The sequence below is a fragment of the Ramlibacter sp. Leaf400 genome (assembly GCF_001424545.1).
GTDB lineage: Bacteria > Pseudomonadota > Gammaproteobacteria > Burkholderiales > Burkholderiaceae_C > Ramlibacter.
This window is the reverse complement of the sequence record NZ_LMQL01000010.1, coordinates 267653-279989: the sequence shown is the minus strand read 5'-3', so window position 1 is coordinate 279989 and position 12337 is coordinate 267653. Positions and strand designations below refer to the sequence as shown.

Annotated in this window: 10 protein-coding genes; 8 read left to right on the top strand and 2 right to left on the bottom strand. The window is 68.4% G+C overall.

The window, feature by feature from the left end:
* The first annotated feature begins 117 nt into the window (after positions 1-117).
* Positions 118-2385 carry an arginine/lysine/ornithine decarboxylase gene (locus tag ASG30_RS12315; protein WP_055896672.1) on the top strand — a complete coding sequence of 756 codons (2268 nt, stop codon included), beginning with the start codon at positions 118-120 and terminating at the stop codon, positions 2383-2385.
* Positions 2386-2442: 57 nt separating this feature from the next.
* Here the strand turns inward: ASG30_RS12315 and ASG30_RS12310 are convergent, their stop codons facing one another.
* Together ASG30_RS12310 and fabI are read right to left on the bottom strand one after the other, a co-directional pair.
* A complete protein-coding gene (locus ASG30_RS12310) occupies positions 2443-3309 on the bottom strand; it encodes a DNA ligase (RefSeq protein ID WP_055896669.1) in 867 nt (288 codons plus the stop codon).
* A 30-nt stretch (positions 3310-3339) separates the two neighbouring features.
* Positions 3340-4131, bottom strand: coding sequence for an enoyl-ACP reductase FabI (gene fabI, locus ASG30_RS12305; RefSeq protein ID WP_055896666.1), 792 nt, complete (start codon positions 4129-4131; stop codon positions 3340-3342).
* 37 nt (positions 4132-4168) lie between these two features.
* Here fabI and ASG30_RS12300 point away from each other — a divergent pair, with 37 nt between their 5' ends.
* The 7 genes from ASG30_RS12300 (at position 4169) to nusA (ending at position 12315) form a co-directional block, all read left to right on the top strand.
* Positions 4169-5965, top strand: a complete 1797-nt coding sequence (locus ASG30_RS12300; RefSeq protein WP_055896663.1) for an extracellular solute-binding protein — start codon at positions 4169-4171, stop codon at positions 5963-5965.
* A gap of 3 nt (positions 5966-5968) precedes the next feature.
* Positions 5969-7003 carry a microcin C ABC transporter permease YejB gene (locus ASG30_RS12295; protein WP_055896660.1) on the top strand — a complete coding sequence of 345 codons (1035 nt, stop codon included), beginning with the start codon at positions 5969-5971 and terminating at the stop codon, positions 7001-7003.
* Positions 6996-8081 (top strand): ABC transporter permease, encoded by a 1086-nt coding sequence (locus tag ASG30_RS12290; protein ID WP_442965689.1) that lies wholly within the window; start codon positions 6996-6998, stop codon positions 8079-8081. Before ASG30_RS12295 ends, ASG30_RS12290 begins: the two co-directional genes overlap by 8 nt.
* Positions 8078-9688, top strand: coding sequence for an ABC transporter ATP-binding protein (locus ASG30_RS12285; RefSeq protein WP_055896657.1), 1611 nt, complete (start codon positions 8078-8080; stop codon positions 9686-9688). The genes ASG30_RS12290 and ASG30_RS12285 overlap by 4 nt, the downstream gene beginning before the upstream one ends.
* The gene (arfB, locus tag ASG30_RS12280) at positions 9689-10108 is read left to right on the top strand and encodes an alternative ribosome rescue aminoacyl-tRNA hydrolase ArfB (RefSeq protein ID WP_055896652.1); all 420 of its coding nucleotides are present in this window, start codon (positions 9689-9691) and stop codon (positions 10106-10108) included.
* Positions 10109-10255: 147 nt separating this feature from the next.
* On the top strand, positions 10256-10822 hold the full coding sequence (rimP, locus tag ASG30_RS12275) for a ribosome maturation factor RimP (protein WP_055896649.1): 567 nt from the start codon (positions 10256-10258) through the stop codon (positions 10820-10822).
* Positions 10822-12315, top strand: a complete 1494-nt coding sequence (gene nusA, locus ASG30_RS12270; RefSeq protein ID WP_055896646.1) for a transcription termination factor NusA — start codon at positions 10822-10824, stop codon at positions 12313-12315. The genes rimP and nusA overlap by 1 nt, the downstream gene beginning before the upstream one ends.
* Positions 12316-12337: the final 22 nt, after the last annotated feature.

Below are 12337 nucleotides of genomic sequence, written 5' to 3'. Positions count from 1 at the left end.
TCCGTCCTCGTTCAAATGTCGATACGGCCGGATTGTGGGTGAGGCGGGTGCACCGGCCGCGCTGGCCGATTTGCATACACTTCGCGCCTTGACTTTCCGGCCCCCCGGCCGACCCCAATGAAATTCCGCTTCCCCATCGTCATCATCGACGAAGACTACCGCTCGGAAAACACGTCCGGGCTGGGCATCCGCGCGCTGGCCCAGGCGATCGAGGCCGAGGGCATGGAAGTGCTCGGCGCCACCAGCTACGGCGACCTGGCGCAGTTCGCGCAGCAGCAAAGCCGCGCCAGCGCCTTCATCCTGTCGATCGACGACGAGGAGTTCACCTCGGGCCCGGACCCCGACCCGGCGGTGCTGAACCTGCGCAACTTCATCGGCGAGGTGCGGCGCAAGAACAGCGACGTGCCGATCTACCTCTATGGCGAGACCAAGACCTCGCAGCACCTGCCCAACGACGTGCTGCGCGAGCTCCATGGCTTCATCCACATGTACGAGGACACGCCGGAGTTCATGGCGCGCCACATCATCCGGGAGGCCAAGAGCTACCTGGAAGGCATCCAGCCGCCTTTCTTCCGGGCGCTGCTGGACTACGCCGAGGACGGCTCCTATTCCTGGCACTGCCCGGGGCACTCGGGCGGCGTGGCCTTCCTCAAGAGCCCGATCGGCCAGATGTTCCACCAGTTCTTCGGCGAGAACATGCTGCGCGCCGACGTCTGCAACGCGGTGGACGAACTGGGGCAGCTGCTGGACCACACCGGCCCGGTGGCGGCCAGCGAGCGCAACGCGGCGCGCATCTTCAACGCCGACCACTGCTTCTTCGTGACCAACGGGACGTCGACGTCCAACAAGATGGTCTGGCACCACACGGTGGCGCCGGGCGACGTGGTGGTGGTGGACCGCAACTGCCACAAGTCCATCCTGCACTCCATCATCATGACCGGGGCGATCCCCGTGTTCATGAAGCCGACGCGCAACCACTTCGGCATCATCGGCCCGATCCCGCAGAGCGAGTTCACGCCGGAGGCCATCAAGGCCAAGATCCGCGCCAACCCGCTGCTGGCCGGCGTCGACCCGGAGCAGGTCAAGCCGCGGATCATGACGCTGACGCAATCGACCTACGACGGCGTCCTGTACAACACCGAGACCATCAAGGGCATGCTCGACGGTTACGTCGACGCGCTGCACTTCGACGAGGCCTGGCTGCCGCACGCCTGCTTCCACCCCTTCTACGGCGCCTTCCACGCCATGGGCAAGAAGCGGGCGCGGCCGGAGAAGTCGCTGGTCTACGCCACCCAGTCCATCCACAAGCTGCTGGCCGGCATCAGCCAGGCCAGCCACGTGCTGGTGCAGGACGCCAAGAACAACAAGCTGGACCGCCACCTGTTCAACGAGGCGTTCCTGATGCACACCTCGACCAGCCCGCAGTACTCGATCATCGCCAGCTGCGACGTGGCCGCCGCGATGATGGAGCCGCCCGGCGGCACGGCCCTGGTGGAGGAGAGCATCCAGGAGGCGCTGGACTTCCGCCGCGCCATGCGCAAGGTCGACCAGGAGTACGGCAAGGACTGGTGGTTCAAGGTCTGGGGACCGGACCGGCTGGCCGAGTCGGGCATCGGCCGGGCCGACGACTGGATCATCAAGGGCGAGGCGCGCGCCGCCAAGTGGCACGGCTTCGGCAACCTGGCCGAGGGCTTCAACATGCTGGACCCGATCAAGTCCACCGTGGTCACGCCCGGCCTGGACCTGAACGGCAAGTTCGCCAAGACCGGCATCCCGGCCTCGATCGTCACCCGCTTCCTGGCCGAGCACGGGATCATCGTGGAGAAGACCGGCCTCTACAGCTTCTTCATCATGTTCACCATCGGCATCACCAAGGGCCGCTGGAACACGCTGCTGACGGCGCTGCAGCAGTTCAAGGACGACTACGCGCGCAACCAGCCGATGTGGCGGATCCTCCCGGAGTTCTGCGCCCAGCATCCGCGCTACGAGCGCATGGGGCTGGCCGACCTGTGCCAGCACGTGCACGAGATGTACGCCAAGTACGACATCGCCCGGCTGACGACCGACATGTACCTGTCGGACCTGACGCCCGCGATGAAGCCGAGCGACGCCTACGCCCACATCGCCCACCGCAAGACCGAGCGGGTGGAGATCGACGAGCTGGAGGGCAGGGTGACCACGTCCCTGGTGACGCCTTACCCACCCGGCATCCCGCTGCTGATCCCCGGCGAGGTGTTCAACCGCAAGATCGTCGACTACCTGAAGTTCTCGCGCGAGTTCAACGCCAGCTGTCCGGGCTTCGAAACCGACATCCACGGCCTGGTGGAGGAGGTCGGCGCGGACGGCAAGACGCGGTACTACGCGGACTGCGTGCGGGCGTCCTGATCACCCGGCGTCATCCCCGCGAAGGCGGGGATCCAGGGGCGCGCGCAGCGCGCTGGCTTAACCTCCGAGATCCGGCCGCTCCCGCAGGAACGTGGCGAACCGGGGCACCCCCGCCTCGGTCCGTCCGCGGTACCGGTAGCTGACCCAGCTGCCCACCCGCGGCGGCTGCCGGCGCTGCACGTCCGTGAAGCCGGAGCCGACCCGGAACCGCAGTCCCTGCGGCGTCTCGACCAGCAGCGCACCCATCACGCCGGCGTGCCGCCCCTCGCCCGGCAGGTGCTTGAGCACGCGCGCATCGTCATCGTCCTCCGGCTTGTACTTGAGCACGGCATCGCTGCGGCCGGCACGGTAGGTCGAATCCCATCGGTGCAGCATCAGCCCTTCGCCGCCTTCGCGCACCGTCCGGGCCAGCAACGCACGCAAGGCGGCATGACCGCCCACGGTGGCCTGTTCCACCACGGAGATCGGACCGCCGGCCGGCACCAGCGCAGCGAGCGCCGCATGCCTTTCGCGGAACCGCCCCGGGTGCGCCGGCAGGTCGAACACCATGTAGCGCAGGGCCTTCCAGGCCTGGGGATCGGGCGACCGGGTCCGGGCGATGCCGACTGCGGTCTCGAACCGGCCACGACCGGCCCACAGCTCGCCGTCCAGCGGCGTGGCGGGCCAGCCGGCGGTGAACCAGGCGGGCGCGTGGATCCGCTCGCCGCCGCGGGTCCAGAGCGCCTGCCCGTCCCAGTAACCGCGCAGGCCGTCGTACTTCTCGCTGACGCCGTAGCGGCCGAGGTCGATCGATGGGCTGTAGTTCTGCGCCAGCATCAGCGCCGGCGCGGCCGTGGCCGCACCCGGGGCCAGGCCGCCGGCAGCGGCCAGCCAGGCGATCGCCTGGCGGCGCGAAAGGTTCTTGGGCGAGTGTGAGTCCCGCATCGTGCGCTCCCTCGAAAGGAAGCGCGGATGCTAGGCGGCGGGCTCGGCGATGCCACCCACCACTTGGCTGAAGCCGCCGTCCACGTAGGTGATCTCGGCGCTGACGCCGCCCGCCAGGTCCGACAGCAGGAACGCGGCCACGTTGCCCACGTCCTCGATGGTGACGTTGCGGCGGATCGGCGAGGCCTCGGCCACCACCGAGAGGATCTTGCCGAAGCCCTTGATGCCGCTGGCCGCCAGCGTCTTGATGGGGCCGGCGCTGATGCCGTTGACGCGCACGCCCTTGGGGCCCAGCGATTCGGCCAGGTAGCGCACCGACGCTTCCAGCGAAGCCTTGGCCAGGCCCATGGTGTTGTAGTTCGGGACCGTGCGGATCGCGCCCAGGTAGGTCAGGGTCAGCAGCGATGCCTTGTCGTTGAGCATCGGCGCCGCGGCCTTGGCCATGGCGGGGAAGCTGTACGCGCTGATGTCGTGCGCGATGCGGAAGGCCTCGCGCGACAGGCCGTCGAGGAAGTCGCCGGCGATGGCCTCGCGCGGCGCATAGCCGATGGCGTGGACGAAGCCGTCGAACTTCGGCCAGGTGGCCGAGAGGTCGGCGAACAGCTTCGCGATCTGGGCGTCGTCGCCCACGTCGCAATCGAACACCAGTCTGGAGTCGAAGTCCGCCGCGAATTCGGTGATGCGGTCCTTGAAGCGCTCACCGACGTAGCTGAAGGCCAGTTCCGCGCCTTGCGCGTGGCAGGCCTTGGCGATGCCGTAGGCGATGGAGCGGTTGGACAGCACGCCCGTGATCAACAATTTCTTGCCGGAGAGGAAGCCCATGCGTCTTGCGTGTTGGAAAAGTCGGCAGAATTGTCTCATGCAAGGTTGGCTCGTCCTGCTGGCGACCCTGGTGGCCGCGCCCTCCTGGGCGGCCCATGCGTACGCACAGTTCGGCGACATCAAGTACGGGCCGGACTTCACCCACTTCGCCTACGTCGATCCCAATGCGCCCAAGGGCGGCGAGATCCGCATGGTCCCGCCCACGCGGCCGACCAACTTCGACAAGTTCAACCCGTTCACGCTCAAGGGCACGCCGCCCTACGGCATGGGCGGGCTGCTGTTCGACAGCCTGCTGTCCGGCAACTTCGACGAGCCCACCACCGCCTACGGCCTGCTGGCCGAGGACGTGGAGCCGGCGCCGGACGGCCGCTCGGTCACCTTCCGGCTGCGGCCGCAGGCGCGCTTCCACGACGGCAAGCCGGTGCTGGCCGCCGACGTGGTGCACTCCTTCCGCACGCTGATCAGCAAGGAGGCGGCGCCGCAGTTCCGCACCATCTACGCCGAGGTGCGCCAGGCGGTGGCAATGGACGAGCGCACGGTGCGCTTCGAGTTCGAGTCGCCCAACCCGGAACTGCCGCTGGTGGTGGGCGGCATGCCGGTGTTCAGCCGCGAGTGGGGCAAGGGCAAGCCCTTCGACCAGGTGGTGACCGAGGTGCCGATCGGCTCGGGCCCGTACCGCATCGCCAACCCGCGCATGGGCCGCGACATCACCTACCAGCGCGACCCGAACTACTGGGCGCGCGACCTGCCGGTGCGCCGGGGCCATTTCAACTTCGACCGCATCAGCTTCAAGATCTACCTGGACGACACGGCGCGCTTCGAGGGCCTGAAGTCCGGCGAGTTCGACTTCATGCGCGAGTTCACCTCGCGCAACTGGGCGCGCCAGTACAAGGGCAAGCAGTTCGACAGCGGCGAGCTGAAGAAGGCCACCTTCGAGAACCGCAACCCGGGCGACTTCCAGGGCTACGTGTTCAACCTGCGCAATCCCAAGTTCCAGGACATCCGGGTGCGCAAGGCGCTCACCCTGGCCATGGACTTCGAGTGGATGAACCGGCAGCTGTTCTACGGCCTGTACAAGCGCGTGCAGGGCTACTTCCCGAACAGCGACTTCCACGCCGAGGGCACGCCCACGCCCGAGGAACTGGCATTGCTGGAGCCGCTGCGCGGGAAGCTGCGGCCGGAGGTGTTCGGCAGCATCCCCGTGTCGCCCAGCACGAACGCGCCGCGCAGCCTGCGCGACAACCTGCGCGAGGCCCAGGCCCTGCTGCGCGAGGCGGGCTGGACCTACCGCGACGGCGCGCTGCGCAACGAGAAGGGCGAGCCCTTCGTCATCGAGTTCCTGAACGACCAGCCTTCGCTGGTGCGCATCGTCGCGCCCTTCGAGCAGGCGCTGGCCAAGCTGGGCATCGGCTGGGTTTACCGGCAGGTGGACTTCTCGCTGAGCAAGGAGCGCATGGACAAGTTCGAGTTCGAGCTCACCACCCGGCGCATCCCCGGCATGGTGGCTCCCGGCGGCGAGCTGCTCGAGTACTTCGGCTCTCGGGCGGCGACCACCAACGGCTCGGCCAACTACTGGGGCATCGCCGATCCGGCGGTGGACGACCTGCTGCAGAAGGTGGTGCAGGCCAAGACCCGGGCCGAGCTGAGCGCCGCCATGCGGGCCCTGGACCGGGTGCTGTCGCACGGCCATTATTCCATCCCGCAGTATTTCAGCGGGGCCTTCTTCATCGGCTACCGGGCGAAGCGCTTCGTGCTGCCGCCGGTGGTGCCGCCTTACTACGAGGCCGACACCTGGGCCATGGCCACCTGGTGGGCGTCGCCCCAGAACCGCTGAAACATGACGGCCTACATCCTCAAGCGACTGCTGCTCATGGTGCCCACGCTGCTGGGCGTTTTGCTGGTCACCTTCGCCATCGTGCAGTTCGTGCCGGGCGGGCCGGTGGAGCAGATGGTGGCGCAACTGCAGGGCCGTGACTCCGGCGGCGAGCGTGCCGCGGCCACCGGCGCGGGCTACCGCGGCCGCCAGGGCATCGACGAGAAGCGCATCGCCGAGATCCGCCAGCTCTACGGCTTCGACAAGCCGGCCCACGAGCGCTTTATCCAGATGCTGGGGCAGTTCGCGCGCTTCGACCTGGGCCGCAGCTTCTACCAGCACAAGGACGTGTGGGAGCTGGTGAAGGAAAAGCTGCCCGTGTCCATCAGCCTGGGGCTCTGGACGTTCTTCCTCAGCTACCTGATCGCGGTGCCGCTGGGCGTGGCCAAGGCGGTGCGGGCCGGCACGCGCTTCGATTTCCTGACGACTCTGATCGTGCTGGTGGGCTACGCGATCCCGGGATTCGTCCTGGGCGTGGCCCTGCTGGTGGTGTTCGGCGGGCAACTGCAGTGGTTCCCGCTGCGGGGGCTGACCTCGGCCAACTGGGAGCAGCTGAGCGTGGGCGCCAAGGTGGTCGACTACCTGTGGCACATCGCGCTGCCGGTCACGGCCATGGTGTTCGGCAGCTTTGCCGTCACGGCCATGCTGACCAAGAACGCCTTCCTGGAAGAGATCCGCAAGCAGTACGTCCTGACGGCGCGCGCCAAGGGGATGGACGAGCGCCGGGTGCTGTGGAAGCACGTGTTCCGCAACGCGCTGATCCCCATCATCACGGGCTTTCCGGCGGCCTTCATCGGCGCCTTCTTCACCGGGTCGCTCTTGATCGAGACCCTGTTCTCGCTGGACGGGCTGGGCCTGCTGAGCTACGAGAGCGTGATCCGGCGCGACTACCCGGTGGTGCTGGGCACGCTGTACCTCTTCACGCTGATCGGGCTGGTGACCAAGCTGATCAGCGACCTTTCCTACGTGCTGGTGGACCCCCGTGTCAAACTTGACTGACGCCCTGCTGGCCCCGGAACTCGAGCCCGCGGCCCGCGATGCGCAGGCGCCGGTCAGCGTCAGCCCCGGCCGCCGCGCCTGGCAGCGCTTTCGCCGCAACCGCCTGGGCTTCGTCAGCCTGGTGATCTTCTCGGTGCTGGTGGTGCTCAGCCTGTTCGCGGAGGTGCTGTCCAACGACAAGCCGCTGGTGGTGCGCTACGAGGGCAGCCTGTACTTCCCGCTGGTTCGCGACTATCCGGAGACTGCGTTCGGCGGCGACTTCCACACCCCCACCGACTACCTGGACCCTTTCATCCAGCGCAAGCTCGCCCAGGGCGGCAACTGGGCGGTCTACCCGCCCAACCGCTACGGCCCCAAGACGCTGAACTACTTCGCCAGCAGCCCCAACCCGGCCGCGCCTTCGCGCGAGAACCTGCTGGGCAGCGACGACCGCGGGCGCGACCTGCTGGCGCAACTCATCTACGGCTTCCGGGTCAGCGTGCTGTTCGGGCTGGCGCTGACGGCCATCGGCGTGGTGCTGGGGGTGGCGACCGGCGCGATCCAGGGCTACTTCGGCGGCAAGACCGACCTGGCGTTCCAGCGCTTCATCGAGATCTGGGGCTCGATGCCCGAGCTGTACCTGCTGATCATCTTCTCGGCGGTGTTCGCGCCCAGCGTGGCGCTGCTGCTGATCCTGCTGTCGCTGTTCGGCTGGATGGGCCTGTCCGACTACGTGCGGGCCGAGTTCCTGCGCAACCGGCAGATGGACTACGTGCGGGCGGCGCGGGCCTTGGGCGTGGGCAACGGCCGCATCATGTGGCGGCACATCCTGCCCAACAGCATGACGCCCGTGGTGACCTTCCTGCCTTTCCGCATGAGCGCTGCCATCCTGGCGCTGACCTCGCTCGACTTTCTGGGGCTGGGCGTGCCGCCCGGCACGCCGTCTCTGGGCGAGCTGCTCAACCAGGGCAAGGCCAACCTGGACGCCTGGTGGATCTCGCTGTCCACCTTCGCCGTGCTCTCCATCACCTTGCTGCTGCTGACCTTCATGGGCGACGCGCTGCGCGATGCGCTGGACCCTCGGAAGGCGAGCACATGAGCGGCGGGCCCCTGCTGGACGTCCACGGCCTGCGCGTCGCCTTCGGCGGCAAGGAGGTGGTGCACGGCGTAGACCTGCGCATCCGCCAGGGCGAGAAGCTGGCGCTGGTCGGCGAGTCGGGTTCGGGCAAGACGGTGACGGCGCTGGCGCTGCTCGGCCTGGCGCAGAACGCCACCGTCAGCGGTTCGGCGATGCTGGCGCCGGGCAAAGAGGGCGGGGCGCCGGTCGACCTGGTCGCCTTGCCGGAGCGGCAGCTCCTGGGCATCCGCGGCGACGACATCGCCATGATCTTCCAGGAGCCGATGACGGCGCTGAACCCGCTCTACACCGTGGGCGACCAGGTGGCCGAGGTGCTGGAGCTCAAGCAGGCGCTGTCGCGGCGCCAGGCCTGGGAGGCCGCGGTGGAGGCATTGGCCGCCACCGGCATCCCGGAGCCGCACCGGCGCGCCCACGCGTATCCGCACCAGCTCTCCGGCGGCCAGAGACAGCGGGCCATGATCGCGATGGCGCTGGCCTGCCGCCCGCGGCTGCTGCTGGCGGACGAGCCGACCACGGCGCTGGACGTCACGCTGCGCGTGCAGATCCTGGCGCTGCTGGACGACCTGCAGCGCCAGACCGGCATGGCGCTCCTGCTGATCACGCACGACCTGAACATGGTGCGCAAGTTCGCCGACCGGGTGGCCGTGATGGAGAACGGACACCTGGTGGAGGAGGGCGGCGTCAACGTCGTCTTCGCCCACCCGCAGCACGCCTACACGAAGAAGCTGATCGACAGCCGTCCCGCGCGCCACGTGGTCGAGGGTCTGGGCGGCGAGGACGAGGTCATGCGGGCCGACGGCCTGCGCGTCGCCTACCCGGTGCCGGTGCCCGGCGTGCGGGGGTGGTTCCGCCGCGGCGAGTTCATCGCCGTGCAGGGCGCGAGCTTCGGCATCCCGGCGCGCCGTACGCTGGGCGTGGTGGGCGAGTCGGGTTCGGGCAAGTCCACCCTGGCGCTGGCGGCGCTGGGGCTGATGCCGCACCGTGGCGAGCTCGAAGTGGTAGGCCACCAGTGGGGCCTGCACGCCGCGTCCAACAAGGCGGCGCGGCGCCAGGTGCAGGTGGTGTTCCAGGACCCGTTCTCCTCGCTGTCGCCCCGGATGACGGTGGAGGAGATCGTGGGCGAGGGCCTCCTGGTGCACGAACCGGAGCTGGCCGCGCCCGGACGGCGCGAGCGCGTGCTGGCGGCGCTGGCGGACGTCGGCCTGACCGAAAAGCAGTTTCCCGGCCTGCTCGACCGCTATCCGCACGAGTTTTCCGGCGGCCAGCGCCAGCGGCTGGCGATCGCCCGGGCGCTGATCGTCGGTCCCCGGCTGCTGGTGCTGGACGAGCCCACCAGCGCACTGGACGTCACCATCCAGAAGCAGGTGCTGGGCCTGCTGCAGCGGCTGCAGCGCGAGAAGGGCCTGGCCTACCTGCTGATCACCCACGACGTGGACGTGATCCGCGCCATGGCCCACGACGTGCTGGTGATGAAGGACGGCCAGGTGCTGGAATCCGGCCCGGTCGACCAGGTGCTGGGGCAGCCCTCGCACGACTACACCCGCGCCCTGGTGGCCGCCGCCGCCTGAATGGCGCTGGAGCGCAGGCACACGCCCATTCCGCCGGAAGAGGTGGAGATCACCGCCGTGCGGGCGCAGGGCGCCGGCGGCCAGAACGTCAACAAGGTCTCCAGCGCGGTCCACCTGCGCTTCGACATCCGGGCGTCGTCCCTGCCGGCCGACCACAAGGCCCGCCTGCTGGCGCTGCAGGACCGGCGCATCAGCCGCGCGGGCGTGGTGGTGCTCAAGGCCCAGACCCACCGCAGCCAGGACATGAACCGGGCCGAGGCCTGGGAGCGGCTGCAGGAGCTGGTGGACGGCACGGCCGAGCCGCCGCACTTGAGGAAAGCGACGCGGCCCCCAGCTTCAGCGGGCCGTCGACGCCTGGCCGACAAGCGCCACCAGTCCGAGGCCAAGCTCAGGCGTACGGGACGCGATCCTCTGGGCTGATCGGCCTCCTCGCAGTTGCGTAAAAGCCGCTCTCGCGGTACAATCTTTGCTTCACGACCAGGACGGGCGGGTACTCACCGGCCCTTTTTTTTTGCCCGTCGCCTTTTTGGCATCGGGCCTGGTCGGTGCAAGGAACAGACGAGAACCGTGGCGCTGCAGGAGATCGCCCAGCAAACCGTGACCGGACTGGGATATGAGCTGGTGGAGATTGAACGCTCCGCCGGCGGACTGCTGCGCGTGACGATCGACCTGCCGTGGGCGCCGGGGCAGGAAGGCTTCGTGAACGTCGAGGACTGCGAGAAGGTCACGCGCCAGCTGCAGTATGCGCTGGAGGTCGAGGGCGTCGACTACAAGCGGCTGGAAGTGTCCTCGCCGGGGCTGGACCGGCCGCTGCGCAGCGAGCGCGATTTCGAGCGCTTCGCCGGCGAGCTGGTGGACATCACGCTGAAGGCGCCGGTCGGCGCCGCGGGCGCCGGCCAGGTGTCGGCCAACCGCAAGAAGTTTCGCGGCCAGCTGGGACGGGGCGAGGGGGGCGGCTGGCAGCTGGTGTGGAGCGAGGAGCCCGCGGCCAAGCCGGGGCAGCGCGTGAGCCGCAAGAAGGAGCCGCCGCCGCTGCAGGCGATCGGCTTCACGCTGGACGAATTGAAGGAGGCGCGCCTAGCGCCGGTAGTGGATTTCAAGGGCCGCAGGCCCAGGCAGACAGGAGAGTCGTGATGAATCGCGAATTGTTGATGCTGGTCGAAGCGATCTCGCGCGAGAAGAACGTGGAGCGGGACGTGGTGTTCGGCGCCGTGGAGTCGGCGCTGGCCCAGGCCACCAAGAAGCTGTACCAGGGCGAGGTGGACATCCGCGTGGCCATCGACCGTGACAGCGGCGACTACGAGACTTTCCGCCGCTGGCTGGTCGTGCCCGACAGCCAGGGGCTGCAGAACCCCGACGCCGAGGAGCTCCTCATGGACGCCCGCGAGCGCGTGGACGACGTGGACGAGGGCGACTACATCGAGGAGCCGGTCGACTCGCTGCCCATCGGCCGCATCGGCGCCATGGCCGCCAAGCAGGTGATCCTGCAGAAGATCCGCGACGCCGAGCGCGAGATGCTGCTCAACGACTTCATGTCGCGTGGCGACAAGATCTTCGTGGGCACGGTCAAGCGCATGGACAAGGGCGACATCATCGTGGAGTCGGGCCGCGTCGAAGGGCGCCTGCGCCGCGGCGAGATGATCCCCAAGGAGAACCTGCGCAACGGCGACCGCGTGCGGGCCATGATCATGGAGGTGGACCTGACGCTGCGTGGCGCGCCCATCATCCTGTCGCGCTCGGCGCCCGAGTTCATGATCGAGCTGTTCCGCCAGGAAGTGCCCGAGATCGAGCAGGGCCTGCTGGAGATCAAGAGCTGCGCCCGCGACCCCGGCTCGCGCGCCAAGATCGCCGTGCTGTCGCACGACAAGCGCGTGGACCCGATCGGCACCTGCGTCGGCGTGCGCGGCACCCGCGTGAACGCGGTGACCAACGAGCTGGCCGGCGAGCGCGTCGACATCGTGCTGTGGTCCGAGGACCCGGCGCAGTTCGTGATCGGCGCGCTGGCGCCCGCCAACGTGACCTCCATCGTCGTGGACGAGGAGAAGCACGCGATGGACGTGGTGGTCGACGAGGAGAACCTCGCCATCGCCATCGGCCGCGGCGGGCAGAACGTGCGCCTGGCTTCCGAGCTCACCGGCTGGAAGATCAACATCATGGACGCCAACGAGTCGGCCCAGAAGCAGGCCGAGGAACAGAGCGGCCTGCGCAGCCTGTTCATGGAAAAGCTGGATGTGGACGAGGAAATCGCCGACATCCTGATCGTCGAGGGCTTCACCAGCCTGGAAGAAGTGGCCTACGTGCCCATCCAGGAGATGCTGGAGATCGAGTCCTTCGACGAGGAAACCGTCAATGAGCTGCGCGCCCGTGCAAAGGATGCGCTGCTCACCATGGAAATCGCGCGCGAAGAGAGCGTCGAGGAAGTCTCGCAGGACCTGCGCGACCTCGACGGCCTCAGCCCGCAGCTGATTTCCCAGCTGGCCGAGGCCGGCGTGCAGACTCGTGACGAGCTGGCCGATCTGGCTGTCGACGAGTTGACCGAGATTACCGGCCAGTCTCCGGACGAGGCCAAAGCCCTGATCATGAAAGCGCGCGAACACTGGTTTTCCGGTGCGACCGCGCAAGCGTGACGTGATGGAGGGTTCGAGAACA